The organism is Pantoea sp. EEL5, assembly GCF_049892805.1.
Lineage (GTDB): Bacteria > Pseudomonadota > Gammaproteobacteria > Enterobacterales > Enterobacteriaceae > Pantoea > Pantoea ananatis.
The window spans coordinates 395,598-414,589 of sequence record NZ_JBNDNJ010000001.1; the positions used below are offsets into that span (position 1 = coordinate 395,598).

General features: G+C 56.0%; 17 protein-coding genes, 3 tRNA genes, 3 other RNA genes and 1 pseudogene. 19 read left to right on the forward strand and 5 right to left on the reverse strand.

The features are described from left to right. Nucleotide 1 precedes the first annotated feature (1 nt). The 16 genes from cydB to ACPXSQ_RS01945 all read left to right on the forward strand — a co-directional run bounded on the left by cydB (nucleotide 2) and on the right by ACPXSQ_RS01945 (nucleotide 8,420). On the forward strand, nucleotides 2–1,141 hold the full coding sequence (cydB, locus tag ACPXSQ_RS01870) for a cytochrome d ubiquinol oxidase subunit II (protein ID WP_013025069.1): 1,140 nt from the start codon (nucleotides 2–4) through the stop codon (nucleotides 1,139–1,141). A gap of 14 nt (nucleotides 1,142–1,155) precedes the next feature. Continuing rightward, nucleotides 1,156–1,269: a cytochrome bd-I oxidase subunit CydX gene (gene cydX, locus ACPXSQ_RS01875; protein WP_013025070.1), complete on the forward strand. Its 114-nt coding sequence runs from the start codon at nucleotides 1,156–1,158 to the stop codon at nucleotides 1,267–1,269. Continuing rightward, the gene (ybgE, locus tag ACPXSQ_RS01880; protein WP_029569802.1) at nucleotides 1,269–1,562 is read left to right on the forward strand and encodes a cyd operon protein YbgE; all 294 of its coding nucleotides are present in this window, start codon (nucleotides 1,269–1,271) and stop codon (nucleotides 1,560–1,562) included. Before cydX ends, ybgE begins: the two co-directional genes overlap by 1 nt. 181 nt (nucleotides 1,563–1,743) lie before the next feature. Beyond that, entirely contained in the window at nucleotides 1,744–2,148 is a 405-nt protein-coding gene (gene ybgC, locus ACPXSQ_RS01885; protein WP_013025071.1) for a tol-pal system-associated acyl-CoA thioesterase, read from the forward strand. After that, nucleotides 2,145–2,831, forward strand: coding sequence for a Tol-Pal system protein TolQ (tolQ, locus tag ACPXSQ_RS01890; protein ID WP_013025072.1), 687 nt, complete (start codon nucleotides 2,145–2,147; stop codon nucleotides 2,829–2,831). The genes ybgC and tolQ overlap by 4 nt, the downstream gene beginning before the upstream one ends. A gap of 13 nt (nucleotides 2,832–2,844) precedes the next feature. Beyond that, nucleotides 2,845–3,273: a colicin uptake protein TolR gene (tolR, locus tag ACPXSQ_RS01895; RefSeq protein WP_014606291.1), complete on the forward strand. Its 429-nt coding sequence runs from the start codon at nucleotides 2,845–2,847 to the stop codon at nucleotides 3,271–3,273. A 26-nt stretch (nucleotides 3,274–3,299) separates the two neighbouring features. Continuing rightward, complete coding sequence (gene tolA / locus ACPXSQ_RS01900; RefSeq protein WP_105082357.1) at nucleotides 3,300–4,595, forward strand: cell envelope integrity protein TolA; 1,296 nt, start codon at nucleotides 3,300–3,302, stop codon at nucleotides 4,593–4,595. Between the two features lie 115 nt (nucleotides 4,596–4,710). Then, nucleotides 4,711–6,006 (forward strand): Tol-Pal system beta propeller repeat protein TolB, encoded by a 1,296-nt coding sequence (tolB, locus tag ACPXSQ_RS01905; protein WP_014593198.1) that lies wholly within the window; start codon nucleotides 4,711–4,713, stop codon nucleotides 6,004–6,006. 52 nt (nucleotides 6,007–6,058) lie between these two features. After that, a complete protein-coding gene (gene pal, locus ACPXSQ_RS01910; protein ID WP_014593199.1) occupies nucleotides 6,059–6,583 on the forward strand; it encodes a peptidoglycan-associated lipoprotein Pal in 525 nt (174 codons plus the stop codon). A 9-nt stretch (nucleotides 6,584–6,592) separates the two neighbouring features. Next, complete coding sequence (gene cpoB / locus ACPXSQ_RS01915) at nucleotides 6,593–7,399, forward strand: cell division protein CpoB (RefSeq protein ID WP_013025077.1); 807 nt, start codon at nucleotides 6,593–6,595, stop codon at nucleotides 7,397–7,399. Between the two features lie 166 nt (nucleotides 7,400–7,565). Then, nucleotides 7,566–7,641, forward strand: a tRNA-Lys gene (locus tag ACPXSQ_RS01920). Nucleotides 7,642–7,700: 59 nt separating this feature from the next. Next, nucleotides 7,701–7,776, forward strand: a tRNA-Lys gene (locus ACPXSQ_RS01925). A 54-nt stretch (nucleotides 7,777–7,830) separates the two neighbouring features. Next, a tRNA-Lys gene (locus ACPXSQ_RS01930) sits at nucleotides 7,831–7,906 on the forward strand. 44 nt (nucleotides 7,907–7,950) lie between these two features. Continuing rightward, nucleotides 7,951–8,081, forward strand: a non-coding RNA gene (locus ACPXSQ_RS01935) — RtT sRNA. A 44-nt stretch (nucleotides 8,082–8,125) separates the two neighbouring features. Continuing rightward, a non-coding RNA gene (locus ACPXSQ_RS01940) (RtT sRNA) lies at nucleotides 8,126–8,257 on the forward strand. A 31-nt stretch (nucleotides 8,258–8,288) separates the two neighbouring features. Beyond that, nucleotides 8,289–8,420: non-coding RNA, RtT sRNA (locus tag ACPXSQ_RS01945), on the forward strand. A gap of 163 nt (nucleotides 8,421–8,583) precedes the next feature. Here ACPXSQ_RS01945 and ACPXSQ_RS01950 read toward each other — a convergent pair. Both ACPXSQ_RS01950 and ACPXSQ_RS01955 read right to left on the reverse strand, forming a co-directional pair. Continuing rightward, complete coding sequence (locus tag ACPXSQ_RS01950; protein WP_105082356.1) at nucleotides 8,584–10,422, reverse strand: methyl-accepting chemotaxis protein; 1,839 nt, start codon at nucleotides 10,420–10,422, stop codon at nucleotides 8,584–8,586. 128 nt (nucleotides 10,423–10,550) lie between these two features. Further along, nucleotides 10,551–11,749: pseudogene (locus tag ACPXSQ_RS01955) on the reverse strand (DNA-3-methyladenine glycosylase 2 family protein). 158 nt (nucleotides 11,750–11,907) lie between these two features. On the opposite strand from ACPXSQ_RS01955, the gene ACPXSQ_RS01960 reads away from it, so the two are divergent. From ACPXSQ_RS01960 to pnuC, 3 genes are all read left to right on the forward strand, one after another. Further along, nucleotides 11,908–12,414 carry a methylated-DNA--[protein]-cysteine S-methyltransferase gene (locus ACPXSQ_RS01960; RefSeq protein ID WP_028714946.1) on the forward strand — a complete coding sequence of 169 codons (507 nt, stop codon included), beginning with the start codon at nucleotides 11,908–11,910 and terminating at the stop codon, nucleotides 12,412–12,414. 133 nt (nucleotides 12,415–12,547) lie between these two features. After that, nucleotides 12,548–13,609 carry a quinolinate synthase NadA gene (nadA, locus tag ACPXSQ_RS01965; protein ID WP_014593204.1) on the forward strand — a complete coding sequence of 354 codons (1,062 nt, stop codon included), beginning with the start codon at nucleotides 12,548–12,550 and terminating at the stop codon, nucleotides 13,607–13,609. Nucleotides 13,610–13,634: 25 nt separating this feature from the next. After that, nucleotides 13,635–14,357, forward strand: coding sequence for a nicotinamide riboside transporter PnuC (gene pnuC, locus ACPXSQ_RS01970; protein WP_028714947.1), 723 nt, complete (start codon nucleotides 13,635–13,637; stop codon nucleotides 14,355–14,357). Here the strand turns inward: pnuC and zitB are convergent. The 3 genes from zitB to ACPXSQ_RS01985 are packed head-to-tail and all read right to left on the reverse strand — an operon-like array spanning nucleotide 14,351 to nucleotide 18,922. Next, nucleotides 14,351–15,307 (reverse strand): CDF family zinc transporter ZitB, encoded by a 957-nt coding sequence (gene zitB / locus ACPXSQ_RS01975; RefSeq protein WP_013025083.1) that lies wholly within the window; start codon nucleotides 15,305–15,307, stop codon nucleotides 14,351–14,353. The genes pnuC and zitB overlap by 7 nt on opposite strands. After that, complete coding sequence (locus ACPXSQ_RS01980) at nucleotides 15,285–18,359, reverse strand: hybrid sensor histidine kinase/response regulator (protein WP_210484626.1); 3,075 nt, start codon at nucleotides 18,357–18,359, stop codon at nucleotides 15,285–15,287. Before ACPXSQ_RS01980 ends, zitB begins: the two co-directional genes overlap by 23 nt. Continuing rightward, a complete protein-coding gene (locus tag ACPXSQ_RS01985) occupies nucleotides 18,341–18,922 on the reverse strand; it encodes a LuxR C-terminal-related transcriptional regulator (protein ID WP_015700728.1) in 582 nt (193 codons plus the stop codon). Before ACPXSQ_RS01985 ends, ACPXSQ_RS01980 begins: the two co-directional genes overlap by 19 nt. Nucleotides 18,923–18,992: the final 70 nt, after the last annotated feature.

Consider the following 18,992-nt stretch of genomic DNA (forward strand, 5'->3'; position numbering starts at 1 on the left):
CATGTTTGATTACGAAGTTCTGCGCTTTGTCTGGTGGCTGCTGATCGGCATTTTGCTGGTGGGCTTTGCCGTCACTGATGGCTTTGATATGGGCGTGGGCATGCTGACGCGCCTGCTGGGACGCACCGATACCGAGCGTCGGGTAATGATTAACACCATTGCGCCGCACTGGGACGGTAACCAGGTCTGGTTAATTACTGCGGGTGGTGCGCTGTTTGCCGCCTGGCCGATGGTTTATGCGGCAGCGTTTTCAGGATTTTATGTGGCAATGATTCTGGTGCTGGCGTCGCTGTTCTTTCGTCCGGTGGGCTTTGATTACCGCTCTAAGATTGAAGACAAGCGCTGGCGCGGCGCCTGGGACTGGGGCATTTTCATCGGCAGCTTCGTCCCTCCTTTGGTGATTGGCGTGGCCTTTGGCAACCTGCTCCAGGGTGTGCCGTTTCATGCTGATGAGTATATGCGCCTGTATTACACCGGTAACTTCTTCCAGTTACTTAATCCCTTTGGCCTGCTGGCAGGGGTGGTGAGCGTCGCCATGATACTGGCGCAGGGCGCAACCTACCTGCAGATGCGCACGAACGGCGAACTGTACCTGCGCGCACGCGCCACGACCCAGATTTCCACGCTGGTGATGATGGTGTGCTTCGCACTGGCGGGCGTGTGGGTGAAGTACGGCATTGACGGTTATGTGGTGACCAGTACGCTTGATCACTATGCGGCCTCGAATCCGCTGGGTAAAACCGTGGTGCGCGAAGCCGGTGCCTGGATGGTGAATTTCCAGCAGCATCCCGTGCTGTGGTTGTTCCCACTGCTGGGCGTTGTGCTGCCTCTGCTGACGGTGCTGTGCTCACGTATGCACAAAAGCGCATGGGCGTTTGTGTTCTCTTCACTGACGCTTGCCTGCGTCATTATGACGGCCGGTATTGCCATGTTTCCGTTTATTATGCCTTCCAGCACGGTACCGGGCACCAGTCTGACCATGTGGGATGCAACCTCCAGTCTGCTGACGCTGAAAACCATGACCTTTGCCGCGATTATTTTTGTGCCCATCATCCTGCTTTACACCAGCTGGTGTTACTGGAAGATGTTTGGCCGTATCACCAAAGAGCATGTTGAGAGCAACAGCAACTCACTGTACTGATAAGGAGTCAACACATGTGGTATTTTGCCTGGATTCTTGGCACCTTGCTGGCCTGCGCCTTTGGTATCATCACGGCGCTGGCCATAGAGCATATCGAAGACAGCGCCGCATCGGATCGACAATCCTGATGAGCGGATGGCTACAGACGATCTGTCGTCTGATGGATAAGGGCCCGTTCCGGGCCCTTTCACTGGTGCTGGCACTCTGGCTGGCGGGATGTCTGCTGTGGAATCCCGCACGTTATGCCAGCGGTGCTGGCGGCATTCTGCTGTGGCAGGGCGTGTTGCTCATCTGGGCGGTATGCACCGGCGTGATTTACGGTGTTGGGTTTCGTCCGCGACGATTACGCTGGCGTGCTCTGTTTACCCCTTTACCCGCATTAGTGATACTCTTGTGGGGCGTAAGCCGGTTTTATCTCTGACATCCCATCAGCATTTTACGCTGAAGCGTGAGTTTACTTCAGCGTCTGGTCAAGAAACCTCCACTAAAGCCTTCCGGTTGTAACCAACTGATAATTATTTTCTCCTGGCCCTGGCAGCCCATTCCCAACCCCAATTGTCTTGCGTATAGTAGCAACGTTTAAAACGAGGCCGGGATGTAGAGTGAGTACAACGCTGTTTCGCTGGCCGGTTCGGGTCTACTATGAAGATACCGATGCCGGTGGTGTGGTTTATCACGCCAGCTATATCGCTTTTTATGAACGAGCACGTACCGAAATGTTGCGTCAGCATCATTTCAATCAGCAGACGCTGTTAGAACAGCAGATTGCTTTTGTGGTGCGGCGCATGACGGTGGACTATCTTTCGGCGGCGCGTCTTGACGATCTTCTGGAAATTCAGAGTGAAGTGACCTCAATGACCCGGGCGACGATGACATTTACCCAGCGTATCGTGAATGCAGAAGGCAAAGTGCTCAATGAGGCAGAAGTCCTGATTGCCTGCATCAACCCACACCTAATGAAGCCGATTGCGCTTCCCAAGTCTATTGTCGCGGAGTTCAAGCAGTGACTGACATGAACGTTCTTGATTTGTTCCTGAAGGCGAGCCTTCTGGTCAAACTTATCATGTTGATTTTGATCGGCTTTTCGATTGCTTCATGGGCAATCATTATCCAGCGCACGCGTATTCTGAATGCGGCGGGAAGGGAAGCTGATGCCTTTGAAGACAAATTCTGGTCCGGCGTTGAGCTTTCTCGCCTGTATCAGGAAAGTCAGGCGCGTCGCGAAGAGCTGGCAGGCTCGGAGCAAATCTTTTACGCCGGCTTCAAAGAGTTCGCACGGCTGCATCGGGTCAACAACCATGCGCCTGAGGCGGCAGTGGAAGGGGCGAGCAGGGCGATGCGCATTTCCATGAATCGTGAGCTGGAAGCGTTGGAAAATCACATTCCCTTCCTTGGCACCGTAGGGTCCATCAGCCCGTATATTGGTCTGTTTGGTACGGTGTGGGGGATTATGCATGCCTTTATTGCCCTGGGCGCCGTAAAGCAGGCCACGCTACAGATGGTTGCGCCGGGTATCGCAGAAGCGTTGATCGCGACCGCTATCGGTTTATTCGCGGCAATTCCTGCGGTAATGGCTTATAACCGACTGAACCAGCGCGTCAATAAACTGGAACAGGGCTATGACAACTTCATGGAAGAGTTCACGGCTATCCTGCATCGTCAGGCTTTTTCCAGCGACAGCGCTAAGTAAACAGAGGTAAATGATGGCCCGAGTGCGTGGTCGCGGTCGCCGCGAGCTAAAGTCGGAAATCAACATTGTTCCACTGCTGGACGTCTTGCTGGTGCTGTTGCTGATTTTTATGGCGACGGCCCCGATCATTACCCAAAGCGTGGAAGTGGATTTGCCGGATGCGACGGATTCGAAGACGGTTTCCAGTGATGATAATCCGCCTGTAATTGTAGAAGTGTCCGGTGTGGGCCAATACAGCATGGTGGTGGATCACGATCGTTTATCGCAGCTACCCCCTGAACAGGTGATTAGCGAAGCGCAACGTCGTCTGGAAGCCAATCCGAAAACTGTCTTTCTGATCGGCGGTGCCAAAGAGGTCCCTTATGATGAAATCATTAAGGCGCTGAACCTGCTGCATCAGGCTGGAGTTAAATCTGTCGGTTTGATGACGCAGCCGATTTAAAGTCGAACCGTTTTTGGGAACCGAGTGTGTCGAAGGCAACCGAGCAAAACGAAAAATTAAAGCGCGCGATAATCATTTCGGTGATTCTGCATATCGTGCTGATTGCGCTGCTGATATGGAGCTCATTTAATGAGCACATTGAAGCCAGCGGCGGCGGCGGCGGGAGCGATATCGAGGCAGTTATGGTCGATCCCGGTGCGGTGGTTGAGCAATATAATCGTCAGCAGAATCAGCAAAGCGACAGTCAGCGTGCCGAGCAGCAGCGCCAGAAACAGTCACAACAGCAGGCCGAAGAGCTCCAGCAGAAGCAGGCGGCTGAACAACAGCGGCTGAAAGAGCTGGAAAAAGAACGCCTGCAGGCCCAGGAAGACGCGAAGCAGCAGGCGAAAGCCCAGGCTGAACAGCAGAAAGCAGCCGAAGCGGCGGCGAAACAGGCTGAATCTCAGCAGAAAGCGGCCGAGGCGGCCGCCGCGAAAGCCAAAGCGGATGCTAAAGCGGAAGCCGATGCCCAGGCCAAAGCCGCCGCTGACGCGAAAATAAAGGCTCAGGAAGACGCTAGGCAGGCTGCGGCCGAGGCGAAGAAGCAGGCTGAGCAACAGGCGAAAGCCGCCGCGGCCGAAGCAAAGAAACAGGCTGAACAACAGGCGAAAGCCGAGGCTGCCGAGGCCGCGAAACAGGCCAAGGCTGAAGCCGCGAAGCAGGCTAAAGCGGAAGCCGCTAAAGAAGCCAAAGCGGCAGAAGCGAAAGCCGCCGCCGAAGCGAAAGCCGCGGCCGCGCAGGAAGCTAAAGAGAAAGCGGCGGCTGAAGCCAAAGAGAAAGCCGCGAAAGAAAAAGCCGAAGCCGCAGCAAAAGCCAAGGCCGATGCTGCCGCAAAAGCCAAAGCAGACGCGAAGGCAAAAGCGGAAGCAAAAGCGAAAGCGGCGGCTGAGGCAGCGAACGACAGCGACGTCGACGATCTGCTGGGCGGCTTAGCGTCCGGTAAGAATGCACCGAAAAGCGGCGCCTCTGGCGGTGCTGCAGGGCAGGGCAACCAGAAGAAAGCGGGTGCCTCTGGCGCAGATGTGAACGCGTACCTTGGCCAGATTACCAGTGCTATCCAGAGCCGTTTTTACGATGCGGACCTGTATAGCGGCAAAAGCTGTGACTTACGTATTAAACTTGCTCCTGACGGTATGCTGATTGATGTGAAATCAGAAGGGGGCGATCCGGCGCTCTGTCAGGCTGCCATCGCGGCAGCGAAGCAGGCACGTATTCCGAAACCGCCTTCACAAGCGGTGTACGAAGTGTTTAAAAACGCGCCGATGCGTTTCAGACCGCAATAATGCAGTAACCGGCGGCAGGTTGATCTATGGTTAGCTTGCCGTACTCTAGTTGTACTCGTGGTTTTCAGGAACAGTGCCAATTATCGCGGACTCAGGTTCAGATAAGGGAGATAAAATGAAGCAAGCTCTTCGCGTAACGTTAGGCTTTTTTATCCTGTTGTGGGCAGCAGTGCTGCACGCAGAGGTTCGCATTGAAATCACCCAGGGCGTCAACAGCGCGCGTCCCATTGGTGTGGTTCCGTTCAAGTGGGCAGGCCCTGGCGCGGCACCGGAAGATATCGGTGGCATCGTCGCGGCTGACCTGCGTAACAGCGGTAAGTTTAATCCGCTCGATCGTTCTCGCCTGCCACAGCAGCCGACCAGCGCGCAGGAAGTTCAGCCTGCTGCATGGAGTGCACTGGGCATTGATGCTGTCGTCGTAGGACAGATTCAGCCTAACGCCGACGGCAGCTATCAGGTATCTTACCAGCTGGTCGATACGGCAGGTGCTCCGGGTACCGTGCTGGCGCAGAACTCTTACAAAATCACGAAACAGTGGCTGCGTTACGCGGCGCATACCGTGAGTGATGAAGCGTTCCAGAAACTGACGGGCATCAAAGGGGCATTCCGTACTCGTATCGCCTATGTGGTGCAGACCAACGGCGGTCAGTTCCCTTACGAACTGCGCGTGGCGGACTACGACGGCTATAACCAGTTCGTCGTGCATCGTTCACCACAGCCACTGATGTCACCGGCCTGGTCGCCAGACGGCAGCAAAGTGGCCTACGTAACCTTTGAAAGCGGCAAGTCGGCGCTGGTTATTCAGACGCTCTCGAACGGCGCGGTGCGTCAGGTGGCTTCATTCCCACGTCATAACGGTGCACCGGCGTTCTCGCCTGACGGCACCAAACTGGCGTTCGCCTTATCGAAAACCGGTAGCCTGAATCTGTACGTAATGGACCTGGCTTCTGGTCAGATTCGTCAGATCACCGACGGCCGTTATAACAGTACTGAACCGACCTGGTTCCCGGACAGCCAGACGCTGGCTTACACCTCTGACCAGGCTGGCGCACCACAAATTTATAAGATTGGTATCAATGGTGGTTCACCACAGCGTATTACCTGGGAAGGGGCTCAGAACCAGGATGCTGATGTGGCCAGCGATGGTAAATCAATGGTGATGATTAGCACCAGTGGCGGTGCTCAACACGTCGCCAAACAGGATCTGGTAACGGGAGCCGTTCAAACGTTAACGGACACGTTCCTGGATGAAACGCCGAGCCTGGCACCAAACGGCACTATGGTGATCTACAGCTCTACTCAGGGCATGGGTTCCGTGTTGCAGTTGGTCTCGACTGACGGTCGTTTCAAAGCGCGTCTTCCGGCAACTGATGGACAGGTCAAATTTCCTGCCTGGTCGCCGTACCTGTAATGTTTGAGCTTTCTGACATTACAAAAAAATAAACAATAATGGGAATTTTCAAATGCAACTGAACAAAGTACTGAAGGGTTTAATGCTGGCTCTGCCAATCATGGCAGTTGCGGCGTGTAGCTCACACAAAAATAACAACAATGACCAGTCTGGCGCAGGTGCTGATGGCGCTTACGGTGCTAACTCTGGCATGAACGGCAACGGTAACATGTCTTCTGATGAGCAGGCGCGTCTGCAGATGCAACAGCTGCAACAGAACAACATCGTTTACTTCGGTCTGGACAAATATGACGTTCAGTCTGACTACGCTCAGATGCTGGATCAGCACGCTAACTTCCTGCGTAGCAATCCATCATACAAAGTGACCATCGAAGGTCATGCGGATGAGCGCGGTACGCCAGAATACAACATCGCCCTGGGCGAGCGTCGTGCTAACGCCGTTAAGATGTATCTGCAAGGTAAAGGCGTGTCAGCTGACCAGATGTCTATCGTTTCTTACGGTAAAGAGAAGCCGGCCGTTCTGGGCCACGACGAAGCGGCTTACGCTAAAAACCGTCGTGCCGTACTGGTATACTAAGAGAATCATATGGTTAGTAACTTCAGACATCACCTGTTGAGTCTGTCGTTACTGATTGGCGTAGCGGCCCCCTGGGCCGCTAATGCCCAAGCGTCAATCAGTAGCGTTGGCTCCGGCTCGGTCGAAGACCGCGTCACCAGTCTAGAAAGAATCTCAAACGCCCAGGCACAGCTGATGCAGCAACTGCAGCAGCAGATGAGTGATAACCAGCGGGATATCGACTCGTTGCGTGGGGAAATCCAGCAAAATACCTATCAGCTGAACCAGGTTGTTGAGCGCCAGAAGCAGATCTATCAGCAGATCGACAGTCTGAGCAGCAATAACAGCAACGCCAGCCAGCCAGCCGCAGGTGCCGGTGATAGCGCCGGTGCGGGCGCGGCAGCAGCCTCTGGCACGGATTCCGGTGCCGCAGCAGCCGGCGGCAGTGCGCCGGTACAGAGTGGCGATGCCAACAGCGATTACAATGCTGCTGTCGCGCTCATTCTGGAGAAAAAACAGTATGACCAGGCGATCGCTGCGCTACAGGCGTGGGTGAAACGCTATCCTGATTCGACGTATCAGCCGAATGCCAATTACTGGCTGGGGCAGCTGTTTTATAACAAAGGCAAGAAAGACGACGCCGCGTATTATTACGCCACGGTGGTGAAGCAGTATCCAAAATCCCCCAAGGCTGCTGAAGCGTTGTTAAAGGTTGGCGTGATCATGCAGGAGAAAAACGACACGGCGAAAGCCAAAGCCGTTTATCAACAGGTGATCAAACTTTATCCTGATACCGAATCTGCTAAGCAGGCGCAAAAACGGTTGTCTGGTATGTAATTTGTGCAGGTTTGACCGGATATCGAGTGATTTCTGGTCTTGCCGCATGAAAGGTAGGCAATTGAACCCTTTAACAGAAAATAAGGGTTGCGCTACCTCGGTAAATCAGTAATATATGCCGCCGTTGCCGGGACACATTGCAGATGTGTCTGGCAAGCCTGAAGATGGGTCGTTAGCTCAGTTGGTAGAGCAGTTGACTTTTAATCAATTGGTCGCAGGTTCGAATCCTGCACGACCCACCATCTCCCGCAGGACGTTGTTCCCCAAGAGAACCTTCAGTATTGCTTCACAACCTTAAGATGGGTCGTTAGCTCAGTTGGTAGAGCAGTTGACTTTTAATCAATTGGTCGCAGGTTCGAATCCTGCACGACCCACCATCTTAACCTCAGGCATTATTGGTGAATGTGTTTGAGCGGTTGTCAGCCCCGAGCGGGTCGTTAGCTCAGTTGGTAGAGCAGTTGACTTTTAATCAATTGGTCGCAGGTTCGAATCCTGCACGACCCACCAATTCAGAAAAGAGCGCCCAGCGGGCGCTCTTTTCGTTTGTCGCGTCGCGTAGTTAAGCGTGCGGGATGAGAACCTGCAGCAGGTTCGACTGAATCGCAGAGCGATTCAGGCTGATGCGTCAGCATCACCCGGAGGGCGAGGCCTGCCGGCCGAGGCAATCCTGCACGACCCACCAATTCAGAAAAGAGCGCCCAGCGGGCGCTCTTTTCGTTTGTCGCGTCGCGTAGTTAAGCGTGTGGGATGAGAACCTGCAGCAGGTTCGACTGAATCGCAGAGCGATTCAGGCTGATGCGTCAGCATTACCCGGAGGGCGAGGCCCGCCGGGCCGAGGCAATCCTGCACGACCCACCAATGTTGAAAGGCGCCCTAAAGGCGCCTTTTTGCTATGCGTAAAACGTGTGGGATGAGAACCTGCAGCAGGTTCGACTGAATCGTGCAGCGATTCAGGCTGATGCGTCAGCATTACCCGGAGGGCGAGGCCCGCCGGGCCGAGGCAATCCTGCACGACCCACCCATTCAGAAAAGCGCGCCCACCGGGCATTTCGTCAGGCGTGCAGTGCGGTGAAACGTGCGATAAGCGCCCGCCACTGGCCGACTGAATCATCCGACTCCTTGTAGCCATCTGCCATAAAAAAAGCGCCCTGTGGGCGCTTGTGTGGCGTGAGGCATCAGCAGGATTAGCGTGCGGCGGTCTGCTGGCCCGGTTCGAGATTGAACTGTTTCAGTAGCGTTTCGAGCCGCAGCGCCTGATCTTCCAGGGCATTGGCAGACAGGGCAGAGGCGGAGACCAGCGAGGCGTTTTGCTGCGTGGTGCTGTCCAGCTCCGATACCGCCCGGGCGATCTGCTCAATACCGCGGCTTTGCTCGTCAGAAGCCGAAGAGATCTCACCCACAATATGATTGACGCGGGAAATGGCATTCACCACCTGTCCCATTCTCTCGCCCGCACGCGCAACGCGGTTATTGCCTTCGGCAATCTGACCAACGGACGCACTGATGAGCTGCTCAATGTCTTTCGCCGCCTGAGCGCTGCGCTGAGACAGATTACGCACTTCGCTGGCGACCACCGCAAATCCGCGCCCCTGTTCGCCCGCCCGTGCCGCTTCAACCGCCGCATTCAGTGCCAGGATATTGGTCTGAAACGCGATGCTGTTAATGACGGCAGTGATCTCGGCAATTTTTTTGGAACTGGCAGAGATGTCGCCCATGGTTTGCACCACTTCACTCACCGCAGCACCGCCTTGCTCAGCCTGCAAAGAGGCTTCCGCCGCTATCTGGCTGGCATGGCGAGCGTTATCCGCGTTGTGCTTCACCGTCACGGTGAGCTGCTCCATGCTGGCAGCAGTCTGCACGACAGCCGCTGCCTGTTGCTCAGTCCGTGAGGAAAGGTTGTGGTTGTCGCTGTTAATACTGCTCGCCGCCTGGGAGACGGTGAAGACGCTGTCGCGGACTTCCTGAATCATCGTCCGCAGGCGGTGATTCATTGCGCCCATTGCACCGGCCAGCTTGCTAAGCTCATCACGGCCGCCCGGTTTGATATCGGCACTTAAATCCCCGCTGGCGATGCGCTCGGCCAGCAGCAGGTTGTTTCGGACAGGGGCGGTGATCTGACGGCTGATCAGCCAGGCGATGAGAATACCCAGCAGAACCGCAATGCTCACCGTCAGCAGCGTCAGATTAATTGAACCGTGGGTCAGGTTGCTGTTTTCCACTTTCATCTGCTGCAGAAGCATTTTAATGATGGCACTGCTTTTATCACCGTCCGTTTTAACGGCGCTTTCCGCAACGCTGAGTTCGCGGAAGCCTGCCGCGTAATGCTCACTGAGTTGTTTCACGTCAAGCGTTGCGCTCCACAGTGCGTTCAACTGCGTCTGTGCCTCCGGGGGCAACTGCGGTAATAAGGCGGAGAGGCTGGACTGAATCGTCCTGGCTTGCTGTTCAAGCTGCACCTGAAGCGTAGCGGCATTAACCGGGTCGTAGCGCAGTAACTGAAGCTGATCGCGTAGCTGGCTGATGGCGAGAAGCTGCTGGAACAGTACGCTGGCATCGGTCATCTGCGTTTTAATTAACGCTTCGTACAGGGTTGACTGGCTTTGCATGTTGCGCTGATCGAGCTGTTTACCCGTGGCGGCCAACGTCTGGACTGCCTGGGTCATGGTGGTGATGCTGCTTTGAAAGTGACTGAGTTGACTGGCGATAGCCTGAAGTTCAGCCTGCTGTTCAGGCTGCCATGTGAACTGCTGAGCATCCTGAGTGAGCTGAGAGGCGTGGGCAATGTAATCTGCCATCACTTTGCCGGCTTTTTCATCCCCATACAGCAGTTTGAGCCGGTTGACTTTGGCCTGAAAGACATCAATGTTGATATCGTAAATCAGGGTGCTTTGTTCATAAACATCACGAATATTTTTAAAGCGTAATACGCTGATACTGCCCGAGCCCACCACTAACAACAAAACGAGTCCAAATCCTAAACTGAGTTTGTGCGCAATTTTTGTATTTTCTAACCGCAACCCCATGACTTCTGCCTCCTGCCCATGTCAACGATGTTAAGCCAAATTGGTTATCGGTTGCACAGGGCAGGAGTTTAGTAAGAACGCGGTTATTTTTTTGATAATGCTGAAATTATGAGTGCGCCGCGTAAGGCTTACAGGCTTTTCCAGATATGCATCACGGCATAGCTGCGCCACGGGCGCCACTGCTGCGAACGAACTTCTGCGGCCTTAGGCGTCAGGCCTCCCAGCTTATTGCGTATAGCAATATCCTCTTTGGGAAAAGCATCAGGCCAGCGCAGTGCGCGCATGGCGATGTAATGTGCGGTCCAGGGGCCAATGCCCGGCAGCGCGACCAGCCGCGTCATGATCTCATCAGGCGTGAGCGTAGCGTTAAAACGCAGGCTGCCCTCAACACAGGCACCTGCAAACGCCAGAATCGCTCTGGCTCGCGCGCTGACAATCCCAAGGCTGGCGATCTCATCGACCGTCGCCTGTGCGATGCGCTGTGGCTGGACAGTATAGCGGGACAGGTCCGGGAATGGCGTCGAGCAGGGCTCACCAAACGCCTGGGCAAAACGGCTGCTGAGGGTGGTCGCCGCTTTCACGGTGACCTGCTGACCCAGCCGCGATACTGACCCAGCGCCACGGTTCTGCGGTAGGTTTGGCCCTCAACGGCTTCAATCTCTTTCATCAACCGCAACTGCAGAAAATCCAGCATCGCCTGCCAGTCATAGGGCGGGCGATAGCTGAGCTGCAGTTGCATGGTATCGCCTGGCTGCTGTGTGGCTTGCGGCGCGGTTTTTCGCAAGGCGCCGGGTGTCATGCGATAGCGGGCCTGGAACACGTCATTAAAGCGCCGTAAACTGCCGAAGCCGCTGGCGTAGGCAACATCGGTAACCGGGAGCGTGGTTTCAGTCAGTAACTGCTTGGCCAGCAACATGCGGCGTGTCTGTTTCAGCTCCAGTGGGGTGACGCCTAACTCCTGCTGCACAATCCGCCGCAGCTGACGGGCACTCATGCCAAACTCGGTGGCGATGTCGTCCAGCCCTGCGTGCTCTTCCAGCAACCCCTCTTCAATGCGCTGCACCAGACGGTCAGCGACTCTGTGGGCATTGTCGACGGGCGCATTACCAGGTGCCAGTTCAGGACGACAGCGCAGGCAGGGGCGAAAACGTGCTTTCTCCGCGGCCTCAGCACTGCTAAAGAACACGCAGTTTTTTTGCATCGGCGGCTTAACCGGACATATCGGACGACAATAAATGCCGGTTGAGGTCACGCCAACAAAAAACACGCCGTCAAAACGCGTATCCCGCGACGTTAACGCCTGGTAAGCCGTATCTGGATCAAACATGGTTGCTCTCCGGCAAATAGCGACAGCGTAGCGCTGGCGGATGAGATTGACTGGCTGTTTTCGGACAGCACATCAGTTTATTGTAATGACCGAAAACAGCCAGTTTGACGCTAAAAAAGTGCGATAATGCCCGACAGAATGATGATGGGAGGAACAGCATGTATTACTGCAAACCTGTGACAACCCCGGTCGGCGAACTCACGCTTATCGCCAGCGATCGCGGTCTGGCGGCCATTTTATGGCAGGACGAAGTGCGCAGACATCCCCGCTTATCGCCGGTAGAACGCGACGATAACCATCCGGTGCTGCGCGAAACCGAAACCCAGCTGGGCGAGTATTTCGCGGGGACGCGCCAGCGTTTTACCTTACCGCTGGATTTCGCCGGAACCGACTTTCAGATAAAAGTGTGGCAGGCACTGCTCACCATTCCCTTTGGCGAAACGCGCAGTTATCGACAAATTGCCGAGGCGATTGGTCATCCTGCCGCGGTGCGCGCGGTGGGCGCGGCGAATGGCCGAAACCCGCTGTCGATTGTGGCGCCCTGTCATCGGGTGATTGGGACGAATGGCAAACTGACCGGCTTTGCGGGCGGGCTGGCGGTCAAAGCCTTTTTACTCAAGCTGGAAGCGCCCCAGCAGGGGCTTGTCGGCCTCTCTTCATCGTAGCGAACAAATAAAACACGACACTCTGCCGCTTTTCCGCTATCGTGTTTAGCATATAAAACACGATGGCGATATTTACGTCCTGTTGAGCCATAAATGGCGATTTTCGTTAATTTTACAGAACGAGAGCGGTGTCATGAGCGCAATCTTTGATCCAGAAAATGCTGTTTATCCTTTTCCCCCGAAGCCTGCCCGGCTGAACGACGAGCAAAAAACCTTTTATCGGGAAAAAATTAAAGCGCTGCTTAAGGCTCGCAATGCCGTGATGGTGGCGCATTACTACACCGATCCTGAGATTCAGGCCCTGGCAGAAGAAACCGGTGGCTGCGTCTCTGACTCGCTTGAAATGGCGCGCTTCGGCAGCCAGCATGCGGCCGGTACGCTGCTGGTGGCCGGCGTCCGGTTTATGGGGGAAACGGCCAAAATCCTCAGCCCGGAAAAAACCGTCCTGATGCCCACGCTTGAAGCCGAATGCTCGCTGGATCTGGGCTGTCCGATTGAGGAATTTAACGCCTTTTGCGATGCCCATCCCGATCGTACAGTCGTGGTTTACGCGAATACCTCGGCGGCGGTGAAAGCGCGCGCCGACTGGGTGGTCACCTCCAGTATCGCGGTGGAATTAATCGAGCATCTGGATAGCCTGGGTGAGAAGATTATCTGGGCACCCGATCGGCATCTGGGGCGCTACGTCAGTCAAAAAAGCGGGGCCGATGTGTTGTGCTGGCAGGGCGCCTGCATCGTCCATGATGAGTTCAAAACCCAGGCACTGCAGCGGATGAAGGCGCTTTATCCGGATGCGGCGGTGCTGGTTCATCCCGAATCGCCCCAGGCGATTGTGGATCTGGCCGATGCGGTAGGCTCGACCAGCCAGCTGATTCAGGCTGCCAAAAGCCTGCCGCATCCGCAGATGATCGTGGCGACCGATCGCGGCATCTTTTACAAGATGCAGCAGGCGGTGCCCGACAAAATATTGCTGGAAGCGCCGACGGCAGGCGAAGGTGCGACCTGCCGAAGCTGTGCGCACTGCCCCTGGATGGCCATGAACGGACTGCAAGCCATTGCCGAGGCGCTGGAGTCAGGTGGGCAGGCACATGAAATTCACGTGGACGCGGCGCTGCGTGAAGCCGCACTGGTACCGCTGAACCGTATGCTATCCTTTGCTGCAAATCTCAAACATAACGTGAAAGGAAACGCGTAACGCGCGTCTTTGACAGGTGGCTGATATGGATTTTTTTAGCACACAAAATATTTTAGTGCACATCCCCCTGGGGGCCACGGGCTACGATCTCTCATGGATTGAAGCCATTGGGACACTGGCGGGCCTGCTGTGTATCTGGCTCGCCAGTCTGGAAAAGATCGTCAACTATGCGTTTGGTCTGCTAAACGTCACGTTGTTTGCGGTGATCTTTTTTCAAATTCAGCTTTATGCCAGCCTGCTGTTACAGCTGTTCTTTTTTGCGGCTAACGTTTATGGCTGGTACGCCTGGAGTCGGCAAACGTCTGATCATCAGGCCGAGTTAACCATACGCTGGTTACCGCGCGCAAAAGCCATTGGCTGGGCGGCTGGCTGCGTGATCGCGATTGCGTTTATGACGGTGTATATCGATCCGGTCTTTGCCTTTCTCACTCAAATGGCGGTGAGCCTCATGAATGCGGCGGGCTTTGCCGTGGCGATGCCGACGCTGCAGCCGGATGCGTTTCCCTTCTGGGACGCCTGCCTGATGGTGCTGTCGATTGTGGCCATGGTGCTGATGACGCGCAAGTACGTCGAGAACTGGCTGCTTTGGGTGATTATCAACGTCATCAGCGTGATGATATTTGCCCGTCAGGGGGTTTACGCGATGGCGCTGGAGTACGCTATTTTGACGTTGATTGCGCTCAATGGCTCAAGGATGTGGATAATCAGCGCACGAAAACAGGGTTCTCGTGCGCTGTCTGCTCAGTGATGATGTGCGTGCTCACCGTGCTCGTGATGGTGGTGAGCACCCTCAATCACCGGCGTGTTAAGCGCGCAGTCCGGTCCCACACAGGGCTGAAACTCCATCTGCACCGTCGCGTGTTCAATTTGATAATGGTCGTGCAGATAGGTGTGAATGCGGCGCAGTAAACCATCGTGATCGCGTGGCGGGATCACCTGGACATGCAGCGTTAAAATCGGCTTCTCGCCCACCTGCCAGACATGCACATGATGAACATCGCGCACCTCTGCAATATTACGCTTCAGATCGCGTCTGAGCTTCGTCACATCCAGCGAATCAGGCGCGCCTTCCAGTAGCTCATGAAAACTCTCCCGCAGCAGCGCCCAGGCGTTACGCAGTATCAGCAGTGACACCAGAATCGACAAAATAGGGTCAGCAGGCGTCCAGTTCGTCAACAGAATGATGACCGCCGCGACGATGGCACCTACAGAACCCAGCAGGTCGCCCATCACATGCAAGGCGGCCGCCCGCACGTTGAGGTTCTTCTCTTCACTGCCGTGGTGCAGCAGCCAGAATGAGAGAATATTCGCCAGCAGCCCACCAATAGCAATGCCCAGCATCAGGCCGCCGGTGATGGGCTGCGGATGGGAGAAGCGTTCAATGGCTTCCCAGACAATCAGGAAGGTAATCAGGATCAGGGCAATAGCGTTAACGAAGGCGGCCAGCGTGGTAAGCCGCAGCAAACCAAAGGTATGACGATCGTTGGGTTTACGTTTGGCAAACTGTACGGCCAGTAATGCCATCAGCAGCGCGGCGGCGTCGGTCAGCATATGACCTGCATCTGCCAGCAGGGCCAGTGAGCCTGAAATCCAGCCGCCAATCACTTCCGCGACCATAAAGAGCGCCGTCACGGCAAAGGCCGCCATCAGGCGCTTACGGTTGGTGTCCTGACCGCTATGAGAGTGGGTGTGTGCCATAAGTATCCAGTTTGAGTAATAACCTGTCGGTCAATGATATCAGCAATTGCCATTCTGCTGAGCTGTCCTGCTGGTGCTTCGCCTTGTCAGACAGCTGCTGACAGAGCCTTGCCCCTTCTTCAATGCCAATCAACAGCCAGCTTCCTTTCATACGGTGTGCTGACTCGGCCAGCTGCGTCGCGTCACCGGTCTGGTGCGCGGCATACAGCTGTGCCCGATCTTTCTCCAGGGTATCACGTAATGTTTTACCCAGTCGGTTAAGAAATTTCTCGTTTTGCTGTGCCAGCTGCCACAGATTGTCCTCCACTGACGCCAGCGGATCGTCGCGGAAGTCTGCCAGTATCTCGCCGATATCCTGTAGCTGAACCGGTTTAATCAGCACGCGCTCGTTCGCAGCCAGCTGCACGTTAAGTAACTGCGCATCGGCGGAACACAGCACCCGTCGCTGCCTGCCGCCACGCTGTCGTTGCCGACGGCGTAACAGGCGCAGCAGCAGCGTGCCATCAGGACGCGGCATCATCTGATCGATAAACAGCAGGTCGTAAGGGCAGCGCGCATCGGCCAGCAGCAGATCGCGGCCATGCTCAAAACAGTCAGCCTGAACAGCAAAGCGGGCAAGCTGCTGCTCCATGACGATCAGGTTGGTGGGATGATCGTCAACCACCGCCACGCGCAGCCCTGGAAAGCCCGGCAGGGCCGTCGGGTCGCTGTCAGGAACGGGATCACAGGGGATCAGTGGCAGCACGATCGTGACATCCGTGCCTTTGCCGGGTACGGAATGGAGTGCAATATCGCCGCCCATCCGCTGCACCATCTCCCGACAGATAAACAACCCCAGTCCGCTGCCCTGGACCGATACGGCTTTTCCCGACGGTGCCTGGTACCAGGGATCGAACAGTTTACGCTGCTCCTCTGCCGGGATGCCGCTGCCGTTGTCGCTCACGGTTAACTGCAACCTGTCCGTGGCCGACAGCGTCAGGCGAATCAGGCCCTGCCGGGTAAATTTAAACGCGTTGGTGATGAGATTATTCACGACCTGCTGCAGGCGATCGGCATCCATCATAATTGCGTCAGGCAGCGGGGTCAGGGCTTCAACCTGCAGCCGCGGCCCCTCCGGGCGCATCAACGGGTGGTAGAAATGGCGCTGCTGCGCCAGCCAGGGGGCTAGCGCCAGCGGACGGGGCGACAGGGCAAAACTGTTGTTTTCAATTCGCGCATGATCCTGCAGATCGTTAAGCAGCGTCATCAGTGACTGCGCGCTGCGGTGCAGCAGTTGCAGGTTGTCACTGGAACGCTGCTGTTTTTCCAGCTCCAGCAAGCCCAGTATCGCCTGCATGGGCGTGCGCAGTTCGTGACTGACCGTCGCTAAAAACTGGCTTTTCATCGCGTTGGCGCGTTCGGCCTGCTCACGCTGTTGACGGTCACGTCGCTGTTGCCAGTAACGCCGGGCAAGCAGCACCAGCAAAATCACGATGGCGACGCCGCCCGTCAACAATACGGCCACCGGCAGGACGCGCATCGCCGCAACGCTGCCAGGTTGCGGTGGCATCGACCAGCGATCGCGCATCTGGTTTTGCGTATCGGCGGGGATCTGCTGCAATGCGCGATCCAGAAGGGAACGCAGCTCGGGCCGATCGGGCGCGATGCCCACCGCGATGGGCCACGCAATATCGCTGGCGGCAAAAGCCAGATGAATCTGCGGATCGTTGCGGCTGGCAATCCGCCAGCGCGCGGACAACACGTTATCCACTAAGGCGTCAATCTGCCCGGTTGCCAGCGCATCGTACAGGCTGTTTCGGTCGCTGTAGCGTTGAACCTGCGCGTTCTCAGGAATAAGGCGTTGCGCCAGGTCATTCTGCAGAATTCCGATGCGCTTGCCTGCCAGATCGCTCCAGTGCGACCAGTTAGCTGGCTGGCGGATATAAATGCCCCACAGCGCGCGCCAGACCGGCAGGCTGGTACTTTGCGTTTCGCCGTTAAGCGGCTGCATCAGCTGTAACATCACCTGGTGCTGAGCGATCAGACTGGCGGCCTCCTGAGGGTTACTAACCCAGCGCGGGGTAAAACGTAATCCTGTGCTTTGCGCCACCGCGTTGAGCAGATCAATACCGTAGCCTCGCGCGGTGCCGTTGCTGTCACGGTAACTCCAGGGATAGTTATCCGCTTCAGCGGCGTAGGCCACAACCGGGTGGGCCGTTATCCACTCGCGCTCGCTGGCGCTAAGCATCAGCGTCTGCGTGTCCTGATAGCGGGGAAGACTGCTGCTCCAGCGCGCCTGCAGGGTACTCATCAGCTCGGCGGGAAGCTGGCGCAGACTCTCGTTCAGCCACGCGATAAGCGCCGGATCGCGTGCCACGGCGCGCAGGTTGAGCTGACCGGCATCGATGCCGGAAGCGATTTGGTAGATTTGTCCCTGTTGCAACTGACTCAACAGAAAACCCGCGCTGGTTTCATCCGCCACAACGTAATCGTTCTGCTGATTCAACAACGTATAGAGCGCCTGAAGATCGCTGCCGTAGGTTCGCCACTGATGACGGGCCGCCAGGGCCGGGGGCAGCTGTGCCAGCGTGAGATGACTGATAGCCAACTGAGCATTATGACTATTGAACATCACGGCACGCTGGTTCTGCTGATTGCGATAAATACGCAACGGACTGCTAAACCAGCTGTCGCTGGCGACCGTATTGGCTGGCAGGGGCGGGGCAATCATTCCCAAAGCAAAATCAATCCGGCCGTCCGTTAGTGCGCCTAATAAGTCAGCCTGAGTGGCATACAGACTGAGCGTGAACTGCGCCCCGGTTAACTGGTGCAACGCGGCCAGGTAATCGGCATCGATGCCGTAGAGATCGTTACCCACCCGCATTGTCCAGGGCGCATTATTCTCCTCCAGCAGGCCGACCCGCAAGACTTTGCCCTGCATCAGCTCGGCGCCTTTGACCGGCATCATCATGGGTAGACTGATGCTGCTGACCGGGCGCACATCGGCCTGCGCTAGCGTGGTAAACATCAGCAGGAACAGGAGCAGCCAGCGTCTCACTGCTGTGCTTTCCATAAATCAGCCAGCTCAACGACGGAGCGGGTGCCGGTTTTTTCCAGAATATTCTTTTTGTGAGTGCTGACGGTTTTGTTACTGATATGCAGCCGCTCGGCAATTTGCAGATTGGATAAGCCACTGGCCAGCAAAGCCAGTATCTGGCGCTCTTTACTGGTCAACGGCAGTTCCGGCTCGTCAGGACAGTCGGGGAAGGCGACGTGTCCACCGAGTACCGCCAGAATCGCGCTGAGTAACTGCTCCATGCGTTGGCTCTTCACCACATAGCCTGCCGCGCCCAGGGCCTGAGCGCGCCTGACGTAGTGGCTAGTTTGCTGGGCAGAATAAATCAGCACCGGGCAGTCGGGTAAATGGATCTTCAGGCGACGCAGGATCTCCAGCCCATCACCATCGGGCAAGCCGATGTCCAGCACGATGATATCGGGCGGAAGCGAGAGAAACGCGCGGGCAGACTGTTCGCTGCAGGCGGAATAAAGTTGAAGAGGAATGGGGGATTTAGCCAATGCAGCTTCGAGTGCTACTTCAACCAGTGGATGATCGTCTATCAGAAGCAGTGAGGCCATGAACATTTCCCTGTCAAGTTAACAGGCTCAGCATAGCGGAAGTTGCGGCGGGATAAAATAAAGGAGAGCC

Excerpts from the sequence above, each read along its gene's own strand:
- cydX (WP_013025070.1), top strand. The coding sequence starts at position 1,156 with ATGTGGTATTTTGCCTGGATTCTTGGCACCTTGCTGGCCTGCGCCTTT.
- zitB (WP_013025083.1), bottom strand. The coding sequence starts at position 15,307 with ATGGCACACACCCACTCTCATAGCGGTCAGGACACCAACCGTAAGCGC.
- ACPXSQ_RS01950 (WP_105082356.1), bottom strand. The coding sequence starts at position 10,422 with ATGGGGTTGCGGTTAGAAAATACAAAAATTGCGCACAAACTCAGTTTA.
- ACPXSQ_RS01960 (WP_028714946.1), top strand. The coding sequence starts at position 11,908 with ATGTATTACTGCAAACCTGTGACAACCCCGGTCGGCGAACTCACGCTT.
- tolB (WP_014593198.1), top strand. The coding sequence starts at position 4,711 with ATGAAGCAAGCTCTTCGCGTAACGTTAGGCTTTTTTATCCTGTTGTGG.
- pnuC (WP_028714947.1), top strand. The coding sequence starts at position 13,635 with ATGGATTTTTTTAGCACACAAAATATTTTAGTGCACATCCCCCTGGGG.
- tolR (WP_014606291.1), top strand. The coding sequence starts at position 2,845 with ATGGCCCGAGTGCGTGGTCGCGGTCGCCGCGAGCTAAAGTCGGAAATC.
- cpoB (WP_013025077.1), top strand. The coding sequence starts at position 6,593 with ATGGTTAGTAACTTCAGACATCACCTGTTGAGTCTGTCGTTACTGATT.
- nadA (WP_014593204.1), top strand. The coding sequence starts at position 12,548 with ATGAGCGCAATCTTTGATCCAGAAAATGCTGTTTATCCTTTTCCCCCG.
- ACPXSQ_RS01980 (WP_210484626.1), bottom strand. The coding sequence starts at position 18,359 with ATGGAAAGCACAGCAGTGAGACGCTGGCTGCTCCTGTTCCTGCTGATG.
- ACPXSQ_RS01985 (WP_015700728.1), bottom strand. The coding sequence starts at position 18,922 with ATGGCCTCACTGCTTCTGATAGACGATCATCCACTGGTTGAAGTAGCA.
- pal (WP_014593199.1), top strand. The coding sequence starts at position 6,059 with ATGCAACTGAACAAAGTACTGAAGGGTTTAATGCTGGCTCTGCCAATC.
- cydB (WP_013025069.1), top strand. The coding sequence starts at position 2 with ATGTTTGATTACGAAGTTCTGCGCTTTGTCTGGTGGCTGCTGATCGGC.
- ybgE (WP_029569802.1), top strand. The coding sequence starts at position 1,269 with ATGAGCGGATGGCTACAGACGATCTGTCGTCTGATGGATAAGGGCCCG.